The organism is Methylobacterium sp. CCH5-D2, assembly GCF_001556475.1.
Lineage (GTDB): Bacteria > Pseudomonadota > Alphaproteobacteria > Rhizobiales > Beijerinckiaceae > Methylobacterium > Methylobacterium hispanicum.
On record NZ_LSIX01000549.1, the window covers coordinates 1 to 19,865 of the forward strand.

A 19,865-nucleotide genomic window follows, 5' to 3' on the forward strand; every position below is an offset into this window, starting at 1 on the left:
GGTCTGACCCGCCAGCTCAAGGGCTTCGCCCGGCGGGCCTCCGGCCGGCGCGAGCCGGTCGCGGTCGACGAGATCCTGCGCGGCAGCCTGGAGGTCGTGACCCACCGCGCCCGGGAGGAGGGCACCGAGCTGGACGTGCGGGCCGAGGCCGGCCTCACGGCGATCGGGGAGGGGGCGCGGCTGGAGCAGGTCCTGGTGAACCTCCTGCAGAACGCGCTCGATGCGGTCGCCAAGCGCCCCGGGCGCCGTGTGGAGTTGCAGGTGACGGGCGCGGACGGGCAAGTAGCCCTCGCGGTCCGCGACAACGGCCCCGGCATCCCGGAATCCGTTCGCGCACAGATCTTCGACGCCTTCTTCACGACGAAACCCGACGGGCTCGGCCTCGGGCTCGCCATCGCGCGCGGGATCGTGGAGGAGTGCGGCGGAACGCTCGGCGTGGAGGCGGCGGAGGGCGGGGGCACCGTGTTCCGCATCGTGCTGGTCCGGGCCGGGACGCAGACGCGGGAGCTTCGGGGGAGACGGCGTGAGCGAGGGTGATCGATCGGAGCGGATCGTCTTCATCGACGACGAGGAGGACGTGCGCCGCGCCAACCGCCAGAGCCTGGAGCTCGACGGCTTCGCGGTGGAGGCCTTCGGGGCGGCCGAGCCGGCGCTCGAAGCGATCCTGGCCGAGCCGCCGGGCGTCGTCGTCACGGACGTGCGCCTGCCGGGCCTCGACGGGCGTGCCCTGTTCGAACGCCTGCACGCCGCCGACCCGGACCTGCCCGTGATCCTGATCACCGGGCACGGCGACATCTCGATGGCGGTGCGGGCGCTGCGCTCGGGCGCCTACGACTTCCTGGCCAAGCCCTACCCGGCGGAGGCGCTGATCGGCTCGGTCCGCCGCGCCCTCGAGCGGCGGCGCCTCGTGCTGGAGAACCGGCGCCTGCGCGCGCGGCTGGAGGCGGCGGCGGACGAGGATCCGGCCTTCCTCGGCGTCTCGCCCGGGATGGTGCGGCTGCGCCGCCTCGTGCGCGACGTGGCGCAGGCCGACGTCGATGTGCTGGTGCTCGGCGAGACGGGATCCGGCAAGGAGGTGGTGGCGAGCGCGCTGCACCGCTGGAGCCGGCGTTCCGCGAAGAACTTCGTGGCGATGAATTGCGGCGCGCTGCCCGAGACCGTGGTGGAGAGCGAGCTGTTCGGCCACGAGGCCGGCGCCTTCACGGGCGCGCTCAAGCGCCGGGTCGGGCGCATCGAGCACGCACAGGGGGGCACGCTCTTCCTCGACGAGATCGAGAGCATGCCGATGGGCCTGCAGGTGAAGCTCCTGCGGGTGCTGCAGGAGCGCACCGTCGAGCCGCTGGGCACCAACGAGAGCCGCCCGATCGACATGCGCGTGGTGGCCGCCACCAAGGTCGATCTCGGCCAGGCCGCCGCGCAGGGCACCTTTCGCGACGACCTCTATCACCGGCTCAACGTGATCACGATCACGATCCCGCCCTTGCGCGAGCGGCGCGAGGACGTGGCGCTGCTGTTCCAGCATTTCCTGGGCCGGGCCGCCGAACGCTTCGGACGGGCGGCGCCGCCGCCGACGCCCGCGATCCGCGACCACCTGCAGCGCCACGACTGGCCCGGAAACGTGCGCGAACTCGGCCATTTCGCGGAGCGCTGCGCCCTGGGCTTCGGCCCCGGGGCGGCGAGCGCGGCCGAGGCCGTCCCGGGGCCCGGCCCGACCCTCGCGGAGCAGGTGGACCGCTTCGAGCGCGGCGTGATCCGGGACGAGTTGATGGCGGCGGGCGGCGACGTGAAGCTCGCCGCCGAGGCGCTCGGCACCCCGCGCAAGACCCTCTACGACAAGATCGCCCGGCACGGGCTGAACCCGACGGATTACCGCTGAGGCCCGGCCCGCCCGGCACCGGGCCTGCCCGGCACCGGACCAATCTCCGGGCGCGCCGGGATCGCGGAGGCGCCGGGGAAGCCGAACCGCGCTGTCGCGTTAGATCGGCAGGCGCGCCGCTGGGCGCGATCCGATCGAACGCGAGGGTCCCATGGAATACAGGCAGCTCGGCCGCTCCGGCCTCACCGTGCCGGTGCTCAGCTTCGGCACCGCCACCTTCGGCGGCACGAACGAGTTCTTCCAGCGCTGGGGACAGACCGACGTCGCGGAGGCCACCCGCATGGTGGACCTCTGCATCGATTCCGGCGTCACCTTCTTCGACACCGCCGACATCTACTCGCAGGGCGCCTCCGAGGAGGTGCTGGGCCAGGCCCTCAAGGGCCGGCGCGAGCGGGTGCTGATCTTGACCAAGACCACGTTCCGCTTCAACGACGACCTCAACCAAGTCGGCTCCTCGCGCCACCACATCGTGCGCGCCTGCGAGGCCAGCCTGCGGCGGCTCGGCACCGACCACATCGACGTCTACTTCATGCACGGATTCGACGCGCTCACCCCCGTCGAGGAGACCCTGCGGGCGCTGGACGACCTCACCCGCTCCGGCAAGATCGGCTATATCGGCGCCTCGAACTTCTCGGGCTGGCAGCTCATGAAGGCGCTCGCCACCTCCGAGCGCTACGGGCTCAACCGCTACGTCGCCTACCAGGGCTACTACGCGCTGATCGGCCGGCACTACGAGTGGGAACTGATGCCGCTGGGGATCGACCAGGGCGTGGGCCTGATGGTGTGGAGTCCGCTCGGCTGGGGCCGGCTCACCGGCAAGATCCGGCGGGGCCAGGAGAACAGGAGCGGGCGCATCGCCGCGGGCGGCGCCGAGGGCGGTCCGCCGGTCTCGGACGATTACCTCTTCGGCGTGGTCGATGCCCTCGACGCGGTCGCCGCGGAGACGGGCAAGAGCGTCGCGCAGGTCGCGCTGAACTGGCTGCTCACCCGCCCGACGGTCTGCAACATCGTGGTCGGGGCCCGCACCGAGGAGCAGCTGAAGCAGAACCTCGGCGCGATCGGCTGGTCGCTCGCGCCCGAGCAGATCGCGCGCCTCGATGCGGCGAGCCAGGAGACGCCGATCTATCCCTACTGGCACCAGAAGGGTTTCGACGAGCGCAACCCGAAGCCGACGACGTGGTGAGGGCGGCCATCCCGGGGGCGCGCGCCGCCCCCGGACCCTTGCGCGCCGCGCGCATTCCCCCGACAACGGACGCATGACCGCCGAGACGCCGCTCACCTACGCCGTCGGCGACATCCACGGCTGCGCCGACCTCCTCGACGCGCTGCTGGAGCGCGTCGAGGCGCACGCCGCGGGCCGCGCCCGCACGCTCGTCTTCCTGGGCGACTACATCGACCGCGGCCCCGACAGCGCCCGGGTGATCGAGACCCTGCGCCGGGTCCAGTGGCGCGAGCCCGAGGCGGTCGTCTGCCTGATGGGCAACCACGAGGCCATGCTGCTGAGGAGCCTGCGCGAGCCCGGCGCCGAGGAGCACTGGCTCCTGAACGGCGGCCTCGCGACCCTCGGGGCCTTCGGCGTCGAGGAGGCGGCGGCCCTGCCGCGGGACGTGCTCGACTGGATCGAGGCCCTGCCGACCGTCCACGGGGACGCGCGGCGCTGGTACGTCCACGCCGGCTTCCACCCCTCCGCCCCGGCACCCGACCCGGATCCCCACAACAGGCTCTGGATCCGCGAGCCGTTCCTCGGTGACGACCACGATTTCGGCCGCCACGTCGTGCACGGCCACACGCCGTGCCAGGACGGGCGGCCCGAGGTCCGGACGAACCGGACCAACCTCGACACCGGCGCCGTCTACGGCGCAGCGCTCACCGCGGGCGTGTTCGGCGCGGAGCAGGGGCCGGCCCTGACGTTCCTGCAGGTTCGGACCGGTGCTCGGCCCTGAAGGCTTGAAGCGGGACCGTTCTCCGACAGTTTAATCCCCGCCGCGGAGATATGCCGCGGAGAGGAAGCCGCTGATGGACGCACCCGCGAAGACCCGGACCCGCAGCGAGGAGGCGGCGCTCGCCCGCCTCGCGCTCCGCTTCACCGACTGGGCCGTGAAGTGGTTCCCGGACGCCTTCGTATTCGTGGCGATCGCGGTGGTGATCGTAGCGGGCGCAGCGCTCGTCAACGGAGCCCCGGTCCAGGCGGTGACGAAGAGCTTCGGCGACGGCTTCTGGAGCCTGATCCCCTTCACGATGCAGATGGTCTTCGTGACCATCGGCGGCTACGTCGTGGCCACCTCCGGCCCGGTCCAGGCGCTGATCGACCGGATGGCGCTGATGCCGAAGACGGGGCGCGGCGCCATCGGCTTCGTCGCGCTCGCCACGATGCTCTCCTCGTTCCTAAGCTGGGGCCTCAGCCTGATCTTCGGCGGCCTGCTCACCCGGGCGCTCGCCCGACGCACCGACCTGCGCATGGACTACCGCGCGGCGGGCGCGGCCGCGTATCTCGGCCTCGGCGCCACCTGGGCGATGGGCCTCTCCTCGTCCGCGGCCCAGCTCCAGGCCAATCCGAAGAGCCTGCCGCCCGGCCTCCTCGCGATCACGGGCGTCATCCCCTTCACCGAGACCATCTTCCTCTGGCAGTCGCTCCTCATCGCCGCGGTGCTGGTGGTGGTCTCGGCGGTGATCGCCGTGATGTCGGCGCCGGGCCCCGACACCGCCGTCACCGCCCAGGATCTCGGCGTCGACGTCTCGAAGGAGGAGAACCGGGCACCGCCCCCGAGCCAGCCCGGCGAGTGGCTGGAACACGCGCCGGTGCTGACGGTGCTGATCGGCCTCCTGGCGCTCGGCTGGCTCGTCCAGGAATTCGCCCGCCAGGACTGGAAGATCGCGATCTCGAACCTCAACACCTACAACTTCCTGTTCCTGATGCTGGGCTTCGTGCTGCACTGGCGCCCGCGCAGCTTCCTCCACGCGCTGGCCAAGTCGGTGCCCGCGACGGCCGGCATCCTGATCCAGTTCCCGTTCTACGCTGCCATCGCGGCGATCCTGACGGGCGCTAAGAACGGCGCCGGCCTCAGCCTGTCCGACGTCATCTCCCACGCCTTCGTGGCCCTCAACACGCAGGGCAGCTTCCCGCTGGCGATGGGCGTGTACTCGGCGATCCTCGGCTTCTTCATCCCCTCGGGCGGCGGCAAGTGGCTGCTGGAAGCGCCCTACGTGATGCAGGCGGCCAACGAGCTGAAGGTGCATCTCGGCTGGGCCGTGCAGGTCTACAACGCCGCCGAGGCGCTGCCGAACCTGATCAACCCGTTCTTCATGCTGCCGCTCCTCGGCATCCTCGGCATCAAGGCGCGCGACATCGTCGGCTTCAGCTTCCTCCAGCTCATCGTGCACCTGCCAGTGGTGCTGTTCCTGCTCTGGGCGCTCGCCTTCACGCTGGAATACCACCCGCCGGTCATGCCCTGAGGCGGGGCGGGACGGGGCGCCGCGTTGACCCGGCCCCCTCCGCGTGCTGCCCTCCGGGCGAGGATGCGACCGGAGGAACCATGCGGGACGACCATTCGGACGACGCGGCGCGGGCGGCGGGGCTCACTGGACTGGTGACGGAGCCGTTCTCGCGGCGCGGCTTCGTGATGACCGGCCTGATGAGCGGGCTCACGCTCGCCACCACCCGGGTCGAGGCGCAGGTGATCCGCACGGACAGCGCCGGGATCGAGGCCGGCGAGGTGCGGATCCCGGCCGGCGACGGGCCGATGCCGGGCTACCGCGCGGTGCCGGAGGGTGCGGGCCCCTTCCCGGTGGTCCTGGTGATCGAGGAGATCTTCGGCGTCCACGACTACATCAAGGACGTCTGCCGGCGGCTCGCCAAGGCGGGTTACTGCGCGGTGGCGCCCGAACTCTACGCCCGCCAGGGCGACCTCTCGACCATGACGGACGCCAAGCAGATCGTGCGCGACGTCATCTCGAAGACCCCCGACGCCCAGTGGATCGCCGACCTCGACGCGGCCGCCGCATACGCGGGCTCGGCCGCCAAGGGCGATCTCGGCCGCCTCGGCGCGATGGGCTGGTGCCGGGGCGGGCGCGGCGCCTGGCTCTACGCGGCGCACCGGCGCGACCTGAAGGCCGCCGTGGCGTGGTACGGCCCGCTGCAGGGCGAGCGCACCGAGATCCAGCCGCGCACGGCCGGAGACGTCGCCGCCGAGATCAACGCGCCGCTGCTCGCCCTCTACGGCGGGGCCGACGCCGGGATCCCGGTCGCCACCGTCGAGGAGGCCCGCGACCGCGCGAAGGCCGCGGGCAAGTCCGTCGAACTCGTCGTGTATCCGGAGGCGCCCCACGGCTTCCACGCCGATTACCGCCCGAGTTACCGTCGGGAGCCGGCAGAGGACGGCTGGCGGCGCGCGCTGGCCTTCCTGAAGGCGAACGGCGTCGGGTGAAGATGAACGGGGCTGTGCCCTGGAGGACACGGCCCCCGACTTCGCTTTATGCCAGGGTGTCCCCCGGCGGATCCGTGCCTGCTCGGGCGCGCGTCGTGCATGGGGCTCCCCGGGGCGCGCGTCGCGTGAGCAGGTTCGAGGGCCGATCCGGGTACGGATGCGGGCCCCGACGGCGACGACGATGCGTTGAACGAATGGACGGACGCACCGTTCAGCCCGAGTAGAGTGTCCCGGCCCATGAGCGACCCGAGAACGCCAGGACAGAAGCCGGTCATCCTCGTCGTCGAGGACCAGCCCGACGAGCGCTTCCTCGCGGCCACCCTCTTGGAGGATACCGGCTTCAGCGTGATCGAGGCCGAGACGGCGGAGCGGGCGCTCGCCATCCTCAACGACCGGGGCGACGACGTCAGCGTCGTCTTCTCGGACGTGCGCACGCCCGGCCCCATCGGCGGGTTCGAACTCGCCCGCATCATCGGCGTGACCTGGCCGCGCGTGCGGGTGCTCCTGACCTCGGGCGATGCCGGCGACCAGCCGAGCGACCTGCGCGTCTCGGCGACCTTCATCCCGAAGCCCTGGCGGGCGGAGGACATCCTGGCCTGGGTCGAGCAGGCCGCCGGCCGATCGCCGGGCGGCGATGCGGGCCCGGAGGTGATCGGGCCCGGCGGGAAAATTATGTCCGGCCCCCGGGAAACCTGAGCACCGCTGCCCGTTGACCGGTGCCGAGCGTGCACCCTGCGCACGAGTGAGCGCCAGCACGCGGAGCCCGCCATGAAGATCGTCAGCGAGAACTACGCCGCGCGGCTTGCCCGCCCTCACGATGTCGATTCGTCCGAGCGGCTGATGCTCGACGCGATCGCCTACGACCTGCGCAGCCTGTACGGCGCGGACGGGACGGACCTGCCGGACGACCTCCTCGCCCTGGCCGGACGCCTCGAGATCGCGCAGCCGCCGGACGTTCGCGCGGCCTGAGGCCCGAACGGCGTCGAGGTCTCCCGCAATCCTGCGAGAACAACGGGACGGTTTCGCCCATCGGTCGGTCCGTCCTGCAATCGCCAGACGGCTCGAATCTGTTATGTAGCCGCCTCCGGCCCTGCCGGCTCATCTTGCCTGATCGAGCCATCCATGCGTTTCACCGCCCGCCGCATCCTCCTTGCCGGCCTGCTCACCTTGGGCAGCCTAGCGCCCGCGCTGGCCGCCACGCCTCCGGCGCAGCCGAAGGAGGGGCCGGGCGGGGTCGGCGATGCCCGGGCGAGCGTCACGAAGCGCGCGCTCGGCCGCGGCACCAGCGTCACCTTCGCCTTCCACGCGGCGGGGGCCGCCCCGGCGCAGGGGCGGCCGGTGGCGGTCTTCCTGCACGGCTGGGGCGCGGTGAACCCGCAGAGCTACGGCGCCTGGATCGACCATCTGGCGCGCAACGGCTGGCTCGTGCTGTTCCCGCGCTTCCAGGAGGTCAACCGGACGCGTCCCGCCGACGCGACCGCCAACGCGAGCCGCCTCATCAAGAGCGCCCTCGACGAGATCGCGGACGATCCCGAGGCGAAACCGGACCGGAACAGGGTCGCGCTGATCGGCCATCTGGCCGGCGTGCCGCTCGCCATGAATCTCGCGGCCGAGGCCGCCGCGTCCGGGCTGCCGACGCCGAAGCTCGTTTTCGGCACGATGCCGGGCGGCATCGCCAGCGGTCCGAAGGCGCGCGGCATCGCGCTCGCGGACCTCTCGGCGATCCCCGCCGAGACCCTGATCCTCACGGTGATCGGCGACCGCGACGCGCGCGCCGCCGACGTCGCGGCCCGCCGCCTGCTGCGTGAGGCCGACGCGGTGCCGGTCGAGCGCAAGCTGTTCCTGCGCGCGCTCTCGGACGACCACGGCTTCCCCGCGCTCACCGCCACGCTCTCCGCCCCGGCCGCGGTGGACACCGCCTACGATGCGGGCGCGATCAAGGTGCAGCCGGAGGCCAAGGACGTGAAGCCGCCGCCCTTCAAATGGTCGGCCGACATGGCGCTGACCGGCGAGCAGCAGACCTTGGTCTCGCAGATCAACAACGCGCGGGCCGATACGCTCGACTACCTCGCCTTCTGGAAGACCTTCGACCTCGCGGCGGCGGCCGCCTTCTCGGGCGGCAACGCGGCCGGCCTGAAGATGAATCCGCGCTTCGCCGACATGGAGCGCTGGAGCGACGGCTGGCCGGTCAAGCGACTCGCCGTCGAGACGCCGAAGCCGCACCCGACCGCCCAGACCACGCCCACCGCCAAGCGTTGAGCGCGTCGCGGGCGCAAGCTGGGCTTTTCAGCGGCCCAGGGTTTGCTACGCTCCACCCCCGACAACGAGGGTGGATGCCATGCCGGATTTCGTCGCGACGCTCCTCTCAGCCGCCGCGTTCTGCCTCGCGCTGGTCGCGCTGAACGCGCTGACCCGCCTCCTCGTGCAGTGGCAGCTCGCCCCCCACGAGATGGCGCCCAACGGCTTCCTGCAGTACGGCGGCGCCCTCGCGCTCGCCCGCGTCGCCTATCGCCGGACGCCGGTGCGCCGCCTGCCGTACTGACGATCCTGGAAACGAGCGAGGGCGCGCCCGGCCGGGCGCGCCCTCGCGTTGCGCGGATCGGGCCGATCCTAGAAGTAGGATTTCAGCGTGCCGCGGCGGCGCACGTCGAGCGTGGCGCAGTGGAACGAGCCGCCGAACGGGCCGTAGGACAGGAACGGCGCCGGGATCGGGTCGAAGCCCCAGTCCTTCAGGGCCTTGATCAGGGTCGGCTGGCTCTGGTCGACGACGATCTTCTTCTCGTCGATGGCGAGCACGTTGATCGAGGTCCAGGGCGAGCACATCGAGATCTTGCTCATGAAGCCCTCGACGGGGTCGGGGCGCGGGGCGATCAGCACGTCCCACTTCTTCAGCACCGCGGGAAGCTTCTCGACGTCGATGTAGTCCGGGTTCACCAGCACCTTGCCGGGCGCCAGCGGCATGAACGAGGAGTCGATGTGCATCGGCTGCGGGCAGCGGCTCTCGATCTCGTGGATGCGGAAGCCGGGGCCGAGATGGCGGCGCAGCCACTCGATGCCCATCAGGTTCGTCACGTTCGAGCGGGTCACGAACAGGTCGCGGCCGCAGCGCACGAAGTCGGCCGCGTCGAAGACCGGCTCGAACTCGTTGACGGTGAACTGCATGGGCTCGCCGGCCTTCAGGTTCGGCACCCGGTAATCGTAATTGTAGAGGTCGTCGGTCAGCTGCGGGCGCGGCGCGGACGTCCAGCGAGCGCCGGCGCGGAAGTATTCCTTGAACAGCGAGCGATAGGCGTCGCCCTCGAAGTAGCGCGAGCGCCAGCACATCGGGCTCTCGATGATCTCGTCGCCGATGACGAGATAGGGGTCGCGCGGGCAGGCGACGCAGAAGCCGCGGGACGACCAGCGCGGGGCCCTGAACTTCTTCGAGAAATCGACCGAATCCGGACGGCGGACCTTCACGCCCTCGCCCGCCAGGATGGTGATGAAGTTGTCGAGCTCGGCTTGGGCGAGCTTCTTCATGAATTTGGGGTACTTCCAGCCGCTGGCGAAGCGGTAGAAGGGCTGCGCGGCGCGCGGAAGGTTGAAGATCACCGTGAGGTGGTGGGTCGGGATGGTCGCGCCGTCGAGCGAGCCGACGATGACCTCCTCCAGCGGGTCCCACTCGTTCCAGGCCATGACCGGCGACTGCGGCGCGGGTGCGCCCGGCCCATGGCCGGCGCCGTACCCGGCGGCGTGAGCGTCGTCGAGCACGGCTTCCCCAGCCGTGATGGGTGATTCGCGGTCCATCATTGTCCCCTTGAGGCGGTCTTGGCGGTCGTTCTACCGAGGGCGCTAGAGCCCGTGCCGCTTTGGTCCGCACTGTGTCAATCGGGTGATAGACATTGCCGACCGTTGCTGCAACTTGGGCTCACTCCCTTACCGCGGCGGTCTTTTTCGGTCGGAAACGCGGCGAGATTCCAGCATCAAGCCCACCCCGAGCTTGAAAGTAGACCATGAAGCGCCTGACGACTCTCGCCCTGATCGTCGGTCTGTGCACGGTCGTCGGTCTGCTCTGGTCCTACGGACCGGAGGACGTGGCCGCCGCCGTGGTCGCGGCCGGCTGGGGCGCGGCGCTCGTGGTGCTGGCGCGCGTGGTCGCGGTCGCCTGGGCCGGGTTCGGCTGGTACGCCGTGTTCCCGCAAGACGGCCGCCCGTCGCTCCGCGACTGCATCAACATCCGCTTCATCCGCGAGGGCATCAACACCCTGCTGCCGGTGGCCACGGTGGGCGGCGATTTCGTGGGCGCGCGCCTGCTGACCAAGCGCGGCGTCACCGGGGGGCTGGCCGGCGCCAGCATGTTCGTGGACCTGATGACCCAGGCCGCGACCCAGTTCCTGTTCACCGTGATGGGGCTCGGCCTGCTGGTCGCCCTCGTCGGAGACGGGCCCGTCGCCCGCACCGTGGCGGGCGGCCTCGCGGTGGCAGCCCCCGCGCTCGCCGCCTTCTACCTGATCCAGCGCCGGGCCGGGCACCGGGTCGTCCAGGGCCTGCTCACCCGCTTCGCCTCGGGCCGCGAGTGGCGCGCGCTCGGCGCCGTCGACGTGCTCTACGACAACCTGCGCCGGCTCTACGCTGCCCCGCGCCAGGTCGGGTCGGGGCTCGCGGTGCATCTCGCGGGCTGGATCATCGGCTCCCTCGAGGTCTGGGTCTGCCTGCACTTCATGGGCTACCCGGTGAGCTTCGCGGAGGCGATCGTGATCGAGAGCCTCGCCCAGGCCGTGCGCGGCGCCGCCTTCGCGGTCCCGGGCGCGCTCGGCGCCCAGGAGGGCGGCCTGATCGCGCTCTGCGCCCTGTTCGGCATCCCGGCGGAGGCCGCGCTCGCGCTCTCGCTGATCAAGCGCGTCGCCGACCTGCTCTGCGGCGTGCCGGGCCTCGTGCAGTGGCACCGGGAGGAGCGTCGTTCCCGGGAGGAGCCCGCGGCCGACGAGCGGCGCGGGCGTGAACTCGGACGCCGGCTCGGGCCGGTCCTGCAGCCGGCGACGCTCGGCCCCTTCTACAGCTACGCTCCGCCCCGCATGCCCGCCAGCCGGCTCCCCGAGGCCGAGGGAGACCTGAAGAAGTGCGCCTGATCCGCTCGGTCCTGCTCGCGCTGGCGCTCGCCGCCGCGCCGGCCGCGCAGGCCGCGGACGATCCCGCGCTCGCGACGGTGAAGACGCTCTACGGCAGCTTCGATGCGGCCGTGAAGGCCGGCGCCGGCACGCTGCAGCAGCGCCTCGACGCGGTTGGCCCCGCGATGGAGCGGAGCTTCGACTTCCCCGCCATGGTGCGCCTCGCGGTCGGCCCGCAATGGGCGTCGTTCACGCCCGAGCAGCAGGCTGCGTTGACCGAGGCCTTCCGGCGCAACTTCGTGACGACCTACGCCAACCGCCTGAAGCAGGCGGCCGGCGGCAGGTTCGAGGTGCTGGGCAGCGAGCGGCGCGGGGCGGGCAGCCTCGTGCAGACCAAGGTCACCACGCCCGACAACGACGCGTCGCAGATCGACTTCGTCACCAATGCCGAGGGCAAGGTGACGGACGTGTTGCTCAACGGCAACGTGAGTGAGGTCGCGTCGCAGCGATCCGTCTTCAATCCGCCCCTGAAGGCTGGCGGCGCGGACGGTTTGCTGAAATTCCTGCGTCAGCGCACCGAAAACATGCTCTCGGCCAAACCGACGCCTTGAACGGCGCGCACCGTCCAATCCCGCCGCGGACCGGGCGGCCGATCCCCGCGACAGAGCGCACTTGATGGACCTGACCTGGCTCTCGCCGATCTTCCTGCTGCTCGCGGTGGTCGGTTGCGTGTACGGACTGACGTCCGCGTGGCTCGGCGGCCGCTTCGCCGCCAAGCCCGCGCCGCGCCTTCCCGAGGGCGCGGCCAGGCCCTCCGTGACGATCCTGAAGCCGCTCTGCGGCCTGGAGCCCAACCTCTACCAGAATCTCGAGACCTTCTGCCGGCAGGACTATCCCGGCCCCGTACAGGTCGTCTTCGGCGTGCAGAACGCGGCAGATCCGGCGATCGGCGTGGTCGAGCGGCTGCGCGAGGCCCATCCGGACCTGCGCATCGACCTCGTGATCGACGCGCGCCAGCACGGCTCGAACCGCAAGGTCTCGAACCTCATCAACATGGCCGAACACGTCGCGCACGCGGTGATCGTGCTCGCCGACAGCGACATGGTGGTGGCGCCCGACTACCTGGAGCGCGTGGTCGCCGAGCTGTCCCAGCCGGGCGTCACCGGCGTGACCTGCCTCTACCACGGCGTCCCGGCCAACCGCGGGGTCTACGCCCACCTGTCCGCGCTCGCCATCGACGTGCAGTTCCTGCCCAACGTCCTGATGGGCACCGGCCTCGGCCTCGCCAAGCCCTGCTTCGGCTCGACCATCGCCTTCACGGCCGAATCGCTCAGCCGAATCGGCGGCTTCCAGCGCATCCGGAACGACCTCGCCGACGATTATGAGCTGGGCGAGGCGCTGCGCGGCCTCGGCGGGCGGATCGCGATCCCGAACTTCTCGATCGGGCACACTTGCGTCGATACCGAGATCCCCGGTCTCTGGCGGCATGAGCTGCGCTGGAATCGCACCATCCGCAACGTCGATCCTGCGGGCTACGCCGGCTCCGTCGTCACGCACGCCTTCCCGCTGGCTCTCATCGGCGCGCTGCTCCCGGGCGCGGGCTCCGGGGCGCTCGCGGTGGCGGCGCTCGCGCTCGCCTGCCGCGTCCTGCTCTGCATCCGCCTGGAGCGGGCCTTCGGCCTCCAGCCCCACCCCTACTGGCTGTTGCCGATCCGCGACATCCTCTCCTTCATGAACTTCTCCTGGGGCTTCGTCTCGGGGGCGGTGACATGGAAAGGTCACGATTATCGGGTGGTTGCGGACGGCACGCTGATCCCGGAAGCGCAACTCAGCAAGGATGCTGAGGCGCCGACCGCCTGATCTTCACGCCGATCCTCGAATTCTCGTCATCCGGCACTGCACTGAGGCCTTGAACCCCATGCGCACGCTCTTTCTCCAGGCCCCCACCTTCGACGGGTTCGACGGCGGCGCCGGCTCCCGCTACCAGGCCAAGCGCGAGATCAAGTCGTTCTGGTACCCGACCTGGCTGGCCCAGCCGGCCGCCCTGGTGCCGAACTCTAAGCTGATCGACGCGCCGCCGCACAACATCAAGCTCGACGAGATCGTGGCCCAGGCCAACGACTTCGACCTCGTGGTGCTGCACACCTCGGTCCCGTCCTTCAAGTCGGACGTGAAGACCATCGAGGCCCTGAAGGCGGCCAACCCGCGGCTGATCGCCGGCCTGATCGGCGCCAAGGTGGCGGTGGACGCCGCCGGCGCCATGGAACAGGCCCCGGTGGTCGATTTCTGCGCCCGCAACGAGTTCGACTTCACCGTCAAGGAAGTCGCCGACGGCGTGCCGATGGCCGAGATCAAGGGCCTGTCCTACCGCAACGCCGACGGTGTCGTGATCCACAACGAGGATCGCGAGATCATGACGGACATGGACCAGCTGCCGTTCGTGACCTCCGTGTACAAGCGCGACCTCGAGATGGAGAAGTACTTCATCGGGTATCTGAAGCACCCCTACATCTCGTTCTATTCCGGCCGGGGCTGCAAGAGCCGCTGCACGTTCTGCCTCTGGCCGCAGACGGTCGGCGGCCACACCTACCGCACCCGCTCGGTCGCGCACGTGATCGAGGAGATCAAGTACTGCCTGAAGGAGTTCCCCCAGACCAAGGAGTTCTTCTTCGACGATGACACCTTCACGGATAACCTGCCCCGCGCCGAGGAGATCGCCCGCGAGCTCGGCAAGCTCGGCGTCACGTGGTCGTGCAACGCGAAGGCGAACGTGCCGCGCGAGACCCTGAAGGTGCTCAAGGACAACGGCCTGCGCCTGCTACTGGTCGGCTACGAGTCCGGCAACCAGAAGATCCTGAACAACATCAAGAAGGGCATGCGCGTCGAGGTGGCGGAGCGGTTCACCAAGGATTGCCACGACCTCGGCATCGCCATCCACGGCACCTTCATCGTCGGCCTGCCGGGCGAGACCAAGGAGACGATCCAGGAGACGATCGCCTTCGCCAAGCGCATCAACCCGCACACCATCCAGGTCTCGCTGGCCGCGCCCTATCCGGGCACCTTCCTCTACAAGCAGGCGGTCGAGAACGGCTGGCTCGACGTGGAGAACGCCGAGCTCGTCGATGAGAACGGCGTGCAGATCGCGCCGCTGCACTACCCCCACCTCTCGCATACTGAGATCTTCTCGGCGGTCGAGGAGTTCTACAAGAAGTTCTACTTCCGGGCGCCGAAGATCGCCTCCATCGTCAGCGAGATGGTCCGCTCGCCCGACATGATGAAGCGGCGGCTCCGCGAGGGCGTCGAGTTCTGGCACTTCCTCCGGGAGCGCAAGGCCGCCGCCTGAGGCAGGTCGTCCGATCGAATCGAGAGAGGCCGGGCGCGAGCCCGGCCTTTCCCGTTTCCAGGGCTCCGCCCTGGACCCCGCGAGAGGGCTCGGCCTCTCGACACCCGTGACGCGAGAGTGCCCGTGAAGCGACTGGTCGTCACCGCCGACGATTTCGGCCTGAGTCTCGAAGTCAACGAGGCCGTCGAGCAGGCCCATCGCGACGGCATCCTCACGGCCGCGAGCCTGATGGTCTCCGCGCCCGGCGCCGCCGACGCGGTCGCGCGGGCGCGGCGCCTTCCCTCGCTGCGGGTCGGGCTGCACCTCGTCCTGGTCGAGGCCTGGCCGACGCTGCCGGCATCCGAACTGCCCGACCTCACGGACGGCGATGGGCTGATGCGCCGCGACATGGAGCGCCTCGGCCTCGACCTCGCGCTGAGACCCGCCGCCCGGCGCCAGCTCGCAGTCGAGATCCGGGCGCAGTTCGAGGCCTACCGCGCGACGGGCCTGCCGCTCGACCACGTCAACGCCCACAAGCACTTCCACATCCACCCGTTGATCGCCGGCCTCGTGCTGCGGATCGGGCGGGACTACGGGATGCGGGCGATTCGGGTACCGCGCGAGCCGCGCGAGATCCTGCGCCGGGCCGAGCCCGGCTTCCGGCCGCGGGCAGCGCTCGACACCGCACCCTGGGCGGCGCTCCTGGCGGTGCGGGCCCGGCAGGCGAGCCTCCTCGTCCCCGACCGGACGCTCGGCCTTGCCTGGTCGGGTGCGATGAGGCCGCACCGGGTGGCGGCACTCCTCGACGCCCTGCCGGACGGCCTGACGGAGCTCTACACGCACCCGGCGACGGCCGGCGGCTTCGCCGGTGAGGCGCCCGGCTACGCCTACGCAGCCGAGCGCGACGCGCTCGTCGATCCGCGCGCCCGCGCCGCGGTGGAACGGGCGGGCGCGGTGCTGGGCGGCTTCTCCGATTTCTAGGGTCGGCAGCACGGGGCCGCCCGGCGTGCCCGATCTTCGCGCGACGCCCGGCCGTTGATCGGACGGTTCGACAGGGGCTAACGCTCGGGAGATCCGGGCCTAGAGCGTGGCGCATGTCGAGAAAGCTGGTCTTCGTCAAAGGGCTCCGCCTCGGGCGGCTCGGTTCGGCCTATCTGCGCTGCGACCAGCTCTGCGCCATCGTGGCGCGGTCCGGGCTTCTCGACGCGGACGACCTCGGCGTCACGGATCGGCCCGAGCGGGCCCGGGACAGCCTGCTGGTGGTCAACAAGAGCTACCTGATGGAGAACGGTGCTGCGGCCCTCGGCCAGCTGCGCCGGAACGGGAACGTCGTCGCGATCGACCCCGTCGACCTGAAGATCGCGCCGGGCGCCCGCATCGACGCGGACCTCCTGATCGCCAGCTCGCGGATGCAGGAAACGTTCTTCCGCGAGCATTTTCCCAGCCGCCCGACGGTCTACGTTCCGCACCATGCCGACCTGAGGCTGCCGGCCCCGGGCGAGCCGCCGAGGCAGTTCGGGACCGGGTATTTCGGCGCGCTCTACAACGCGCCCTTCATGGAGGACCTCGTTGCGGCCGGCCTGTGCACGTTCCACAAGGCCGACGATCCGGCCGAGACAGGATGGATGCAGGAGGTCCCGCGCTACGCCTGCCACTACGCCGCGCGCAGCTGGCAAGGCTTCGACGGGTTCAAGCCATTCACGAAGGGCATCATCGCGGCACGCTGCGGCGCGGTCGTCGTCGTCGATCGCAACCCCGAAGCGATCGCGGCCCTGGGTGCGGATTACCCCTTCTACATCGATGATCCGTCCCTGCCCGGAATCCACGACGCCCTGGAGCGTGTCCGGTCGGCCTTCGGCTCCGACCCGTGGGATGCGGCTCGGGATGCCATGACGCGGCTTGCGGCGTCCGTCTCCGAGGCGGCGGTGGCCGAATCCGTCATCCGCCTGCGCCGCCACGCCGGTGGCTGATACGGCCGGCGGGTGATGCCGTCCGATGGCGGATCCCCCGGTCCCCGCGCAGGGGGGCGGAGGATCTCCGGCCCTCGCCGAGCCCCGGACGGAGCCGCCTACTTCGCCGACACGGCCTCGGCCTTGCGCGCGATCAACGGGTCCTTGCCGGCGGCGTCGCCCTCGGGGCGGTCCGCGTCGGGCTGCACCGGGGGCGGCCCCAGGAAGGCCGGCACCACGAAGAAGGCCGCCACCAGGGTGAAGAACAGGGACAGCGCCAGAAGCTTGCCCATGCTCGCCGTGCCCGGATGGCTCGACAGCACGAGCGAGCCGAAGGCCGTGCCGGTGGTGAGCGCGGAGAAGAAGATCGCGCGCGTCAGGCTCGAGGCCAGCATGTCGGTGACACCCGCCCGCCACGCGATCACGTAGTAGATGTGGAAGGCGACGCCCACCGCGAGCATCAGCGGCAGAGCGATGATGTTGGCGAAGTTCAACGGCATGCCGACGACGTAGAGCGCCATCAGGGTCCACAGGGTTGCGAGAACCAGCGGGCCGAGCGTCATCGCCACGTCCCAGGGTTTGCGCAGGGCGACCGAAAGGATGATAAAGATCAGCACGAAGGCTGTGACGCCCGCCTGAACGAAGGCGCCGAGGATCGTGTAGCTCGACGCGGTCGTGGCGACCGGCGCGCCGGTGGCGTGCGGTGCCACGGTGCGCACCTCGTTGGCGAAGTTGCGCAGCACCTCGTCGTCGTTCGAGTTGCCCTTCGGGTGCAGCTCGATGCGGGCGCGCCCGTCGGCGGCCACCCACTCGGCCTTGAGCTGGGGCGGCAGGTTGTCGAGCGTGACCTTCTCGGGGTGGATCAGGCTGCGCAGCCGCGTCAGCAGCGGGTTCAGGTTCGCCGTGAGGGCGACCGAAGCGGCCTCACGCGTCGCGACCGGCGCCGCCGCGACCTTGTCGAGCGTGCCCGCGAGCTGTCCGGCCGCCTTGCCGCCGGGGCTGTCGTTGGCGATGCCGTTGAGCGCGGCGGCCGCGTCCTTCAGCGCCTTCACGTTGTCGGCATCGGTCGGCGGCGGCGGGCGGCGGGCCGGGTTCAGCACCGGATCCAGCAACTCGGCCGTCTCGGCGATCGTGGCGAGCTTCTTGTCCTGGTCGCGCGGCACGAAGGTGTCGATGCTGTTGGCGCTCGACACGGCGGACAGGGCGGTGAGCTTCTTGGTCAGCTCCGGCACGGCATCGACGCTCGGCGCCAGCACGTCGATCACGTTGGGGCTGGTGGCCGGGTCCTTGATCAGGTCGAGGTAGGTGGCGATCGACTCGACCTTCGGGCTGCGCAGGTGCATCGGGTTCGAGTCGAAGGGCAGCTTCCACAGCAGCGGCGTGCCCGCGAGCGTGATCAGGCCGACCGCGATCAGGATGCCCTTGCGGTGCGCGATGATCCACGGGTCGACGCCGGCGAGCCACGTCGTCTCGACGGCCTCCTTCTCGCCGCGCGGCTTGAACACCGCGATCAGCGCGGGCAGCAGCGTCAGCGCGAACAGATAGGCCACGACCATGCCGGCGCCGGCGATCAGGCCGAGCTCCGACACGCCCCGGAAGGCGGTGGGCAGGAAGGCGAAGAAGCCGGCGATCAGCGAGACGGCCGCCAGCGTCAGGGACCAGCCGACCCCGCGCGTTGCGGCGCGGATGGCGGCCTCCAGCGTCGGCTGCTCGTAGCGGTCGGCCCGATAGCGCACCGCGAACTGGATGCCGAAGTCGATGCCCAGCCCGACGAAGAGCGCCGCGAAGGCCACCGAGATCGGGTTCAGCTCGCCGACCATCAGGAGGCCGAGCGCGGCGGTGACGATGAGGCCCGCGAAGGTCGTGATGATCACCGCGACCACGAGCGGCGCCGAGCGCAGCGCCAGCCAGAGGAACAGCACGATCGCACCGACCGTGACAGCGTTGTTCAGGAAGGCGTCGTCGGAGAGCGTCGCGAACTCGTCGTCGGCGACCGCCACCGGGCCGGTCAGCCGCATGGTCAGGCCGTACTCGGGCGCGATCTTCAGATCCTTGGCGACGTTCCGGATCAGCTTGGTCGCGTGGTAGCCGGGCTGCAGCGCGTTGAAGTCCAGCACCGGCTGGATCATCACGAACTTGCGCAGGTCCGTGGTCCGCGTCTCCCCGCCCGAGAGCAGCATCTGCCAGGAGAGGCGGGCGGGCTCGCCCTTCAGCACCCGCTGGAGCGTCGCATCGATCTGCCCCATGGGCTTCTCGAGATCCTCCAGCTTGGCGTCGCCGCTCTTCACGCCGCGGGCGCCGAGGGTGAGGACGCGCATCACGCCGCGCAGGGACGGGTCGGCTGCGAGCGGCCCGAGCAGGCCCTGCTGCTGCACCAGCTGCTCGGTCGTCTTCTCCAGTTCCTGCTGCGACATCAGCAGGAAGCCGTTCTTGTCGTAGAAGGGGCCGCCGTCCGGCCGGTACACGGTCTCGATGAGGTTCTTGTGGACGGCGAGCGCCTGGACCAGAGCCGTCGCGGCCTGCTCGGCCTGCTCGGGGGTCTGCCCGTCGATGACGGCGACCACCGTGTTGGTCCGCTGCGGGAACGCCTTCTCGTAGGCGATCTCGTCCTGGCGCCAGGGCTCCTTCGGATCGATCAGCCGCTCGACATCCGTGTTGATCCGGAACAGGTGGGCGGCCAGTCCGGCACTTGCCGCGGTCAGGACCGCGATCAGCGCGAGGACGACCCAGCGGTGCCGGACGGAGGACGCGACGAGACGTTCGATCACGAGTATCCTACCTGCCTGGGACCTGCACCGCACCGCTCGCGCGGGCACGTCCCTCCACATGACGGGCAGCCCGGCACGGCGCGTCACCGCCCGCCAGGCTATCAACTGCTACGGTTCGAGACGCCTGAACCGCGCCCGATGTTCCCGGACATCGCGGGCGACCCTGCGACGCGACCGGATCCGGAGCGCGGCGCTTCGGCCGGCTTGCGGACGGAGCGAGCCTGCGCCACGATCGCAGGCTCAGTAATCGGCCCCAGCCCCGAATGCAAACCAGTCGGGCGCGGGTTTGCCTCGTCGCGGTCATCCGTGCGATAGCGCACGGCACTGCGCGGAAGCCGGGTTCACGAGCGCACCCTCGTCCTAATCCCGACGCAATCCCCGGTTCAGTCGGGGCGGAGCGCCGAGGCGGGGATCTCCGCGGTGCGGGGCCGGAGTGCCG

The 19,865-nt window shown here is 70.7% G+C and carries 18 protein-coding genes; 16 read left to right on the forward strand and 2 right to left on the reverse strand.

Annotation, left to right across the window (positions count from 1 at the left end; genetic code table 11):
- From AX737_RS13950 to AX737_RS13995, 10 genes are all read left to right on the forward strand, one after another.
- A partial coding sequence (locus tag AX737_RS13950) for an ATP-binding protein (RefSeq protein ID WP_156453712.1) occupies positions 1-537 on the forward strand: 537 nt, incomplete at its 5' end.
- On the forward strand, positions 524-1,876 hold the full coding sequence (locus AX737_RS13955; RefSeq protein ID WP_066922252.1) for a sigma-54 dependent transcriptional regulator: 1,353 nt from the start codon (positions 524-526) through the stop codon (positions 1,874-1,876). The genes AX737_RS13950 and AX737_RS13955, both read left to right, overlap by 14 nt.
- A gap of 151 nt (positions 1,877-2,027) precedes the next feature.
- Positions 2,028-3,059 carry an aldo/keto reductase gene (locus AX737_RS13960; RefSeq protein ID WP_066922254.1) on the forward strand — a complete coding sequence of 344 codons (1,032 nt, stop codon included), beginning with the start codon at positions 2,028-2,030 and terminating at the stop codon, positions 3,057-3,059.
- A 73-nt stretch (positions 3,060-3,132) separates the two neighbouring features.
- Entirely contained in the window at positions 3,133-3,819 is a 687-nt protein-coding gene (locus AX737_RS13965) for a metallophosphoesterase family protein (protein ID WP_066922256.1), read from the forward strand.
- Positions 3,820-3,892: 73 nt separating this feature from the next.
- A complete protein-coding gene (locus AX737_RS13970) occupies positions 3,893-5,329 on the forward strand; it encodes a TIGR00366 family protein (RefSeq protein WP_066922258.1) in 1,437 nt (478 codons plus the stop codon).
- Between the two features lie 80 nt (positions 5,330-5,409).
- On the forward strand, positions 5,410-6,300 hold the full coding sequence (locus tag AX737_RS13975) for a dienelactone hydrolase family protein (protein ID WP_066922260.1): 891 nt from the start codon (positions 5,410-5,412) through the stop codon (positions 6,298-6,300).
- Positions 6,301-6,537: 237 nt separating this feature from the next.
- The gene (locus AX737_RS13980; RefSeq protein ID WP_066922262.1) at positions 6,538-6,996 is read left to right on the forward strand and encodes a response regulator; all 459 of its coding nucleotides are present in this window, start codon (positions 6,538-6,540) and stop codon (positions 6,994-6,996) included.
- A 72-nt stretch (positions 6,997-7,068) separates the two neighbouring features.
- A complete protein-coding gene (locus AX737_RS13985) occupies positions 7,069-7,269 on the forward strand; it encodes a hypothetical protein (RefSeq protein WP_066922264.1) in 201 nt (66 codons plus the stop codon).
- Positions 7,270-7,422: 153 nt separating this feature from the next.
- Positions 7,423-8,559, forward strand: coding sequence for an alpha/beta hydrolase (locus tag AX737_RS13990; protein ID WP_066922266.1), 1,137 nt, complete (start codon positions 7,423-7,425; stop codon positions 8,557-8,559).
- Between the two features lie 79 nt (positions 8,560-8,638).
- Complete coding sequence (locus AX737_RS13995; RefSeq protein WP_066922268.1) at positions 8,639-8,842, forward strand: hypothetical protein; 204 nt, start codon at positions 8,639-8,641, stop codon at positions 8,840-8,842.
- Between the two features lie 68 nt (positions 8,843-8,910).
- Here AX737_RS13995 and AX737_RS14000 read toward each other — a convergent pair whose 3' ends face one another.
- Entirely contained in the window at positions 8,911-10,086 is a 1,176-nt protein-coding gene (locus tag AX737_RS14000) for an amidinotransferase (protein ID WP_066922298.1), read from the reverse strand.
- 206 nt (positions 10,087-10,292) lie between these two features.
- On the opposite strand from AX737_RS14000, the gene AX737_RS14005 reads away from it, so the two are divergent.
- The 6 genes from AX737_RS14005 (at position 10,293) to AX737_RS14030 (ending at position 16,679) form a co-directional block, all read left to right on the forward strand.
- The gene (locus AX737_RS14005) at positions 10,293-11,408 is read left to right on the forward strand and encodes a flippase-like domain-containing protein (protein WP_066922270.1); all 1,116 of its coding nucleotides are present in this window, start codon (positions 10,293-10,295) and stop codon (positions 11,406-11,408) included.
- Entirely contained in the window at positions 11,399-11,998 is a 600-nt protein-coding gene (locus tag AX737_RS14010; RefSeq protein ID WP_066922272.1) for an ABC transporter substrate-binding protein, read from the forward strand. The genes AX737_RS14005 and AX737_RS14010 overlap by 10 nt, the downstream gene beginning before the upstream one ends.
- A 64-nt stretch (positions 11,999-12,062) precedes the next feature.
- The gene (gene hpnI / locus AX737_RS14015) at positions 12,063-13,247 is read left to right on the forward strand and encodes a bacteriohopanetetrol glucosamine biosynthesis glycosyltransferase HpnI (RefSeq protein WP_066922274.1); all 1,185 of its coding nucleotides are present in this window, start codon (positions 12,063-12,065) and stop codon (positions 13,245-13,247) included.
- Positions 13,248-13,305: 58 nt separating this feature from the next.
- Complete coding sequence (gene hpnJ, locus AX737_RS14020; protein ID WP_066922276.1) at positions 13,306-14,730, forward strand: hopanoid biosynthesis associated radical SAM protein HpnJ; 1,425 nt, start codon at positions 13,306-13,308, stop codon at positions 14,728-14,730.
- A 123-nt stretch (positions 14,731-14,853) separates the two neighbouring features.
- Positions 14,854-15,690, forward strand: coding sequence for a hopanoid biosynthesis-associated protein HpnK (gene hpnK, locus AX737_RS14025; RefSeq protein ID WP_066922278.1), 837 nt, complete (start codon positions 14,854-14,856; stop codon positions 15,688-15,690).
- A 113-nt stretch (positions 15,691-15,803) separates the two neighbouring features.
- Positions 15,804-16,679: a hypothetical protein gene (locus AX737_RS14030; RefSeq protein ID WP_066922281.1), complete on the forward strand. Its 876-nt coding sequence runs from the start codon at positions 15,804-15,806 to the stop codon at positions 16,677-16,679.
- Between the two features lie 98 nt (positions 16,680-16,777).
- On the opposite strand, the gene AX737_RS14035 is transcribed toward AX737_RS14030, so the two are convergent.
- Entirely contained in the window at positions 16,778-19,426 is a 2,649-nt protein-coding gene (locus AX737_RS14035; RefSeq protein WP_066922282.1) for an MMPL family transporter, read from the reverse strand.
- Positions 19,427-19,865 lie beyond the last annotated feature (439 nt).

Coding starts and splice junctions, on each gene's coding strand:
- AX737_RS13960 (WP_066922254.1), top strand. CDS start 2,028: ATGGAATACAGGCAGCTCGGCCGCTCCGGCCTCACCGTGCCGGTGCTC.
- AX737_RS13965 (WP_066922256.1), top strand. CDS start 3,133: ATGACCGCCGAGACGCCGCTCACCTACGCCGTCGGCGACATCCACGGC.
- AX737_RS13970 (WP_066922258.1), top strand. CDS start 3,893: ATGGACGCACCCGCGAAGACCCGGACCCGCAGCGAGGAGGCGGCGCTC.
- AX737_RS13975 (WP_066922260.1), top strand. CDS start 5,410: ATGCGGGACGACCATTCGGACGACGCGGCGCGGGCGGCGGGGCTCACT.
- AX737_RS13980 (WP_066922262.1), top strand. CDS start 6,538: ATGAGCGACCCGAGAACGCCAGGACAGAAGCCGGTCATCCTCGTCGTC.
- AX737_RS13985 (WP_066922264.1), top strand. CDS start 7,069: ATGAAGATCGTCAGCGAGAACTACGCCGCGCGGCTTGCCCGCCCTCAC.
- AX737_RS13990 (WP_066922266.1), top strand. CDS start 7,423: ATGCGTTTCACCGCCCGCCGCATCCTCCTTGCCGGCCTGCTCACCTTG.
- AX737_RS13995 (WP_066922268.1), top strand. CDS start 8,639: ATGCCGGATTTCGTCGCGACGCTCCTCTCAGCCGCCGCGTTCTGCCTC.
- AX737_RS14000 (WP_066922298.1), bottom strand. CDS start 10,086: ATGGACCGCGAATCACCCATCACGGCTGGGGAAGCCGTGCTCGACGAC.
- AX737_RS14005 (WP_066922270.1), top strand. CDS start 10,293: ATGAAGCGCCTGACGACTCTCGCCCTGATCGTCGGTCTGTGCACGGTC.
- hpnI (WP_066922274.1), top strand. CDS start 12,063: ATGGACCTGACCTGGCTCTCGCCGATCTTCCTGCTGCTCGCGGTGGTC.
- hpnJ (WP_066922276.1), top strand. CDS start 13,306: ATGCGCACGCTCTTTCTCCAGGCCCCCACCTTCGACGGGTTCGACGGC.
- AX737_RS14030 (WP_066922281.1), top strand. CDS start 15,804: ATGTCGAGAAAGCTGGTCTTCGTCAAAGGGCTCCGCCTCGGGCGGCTC.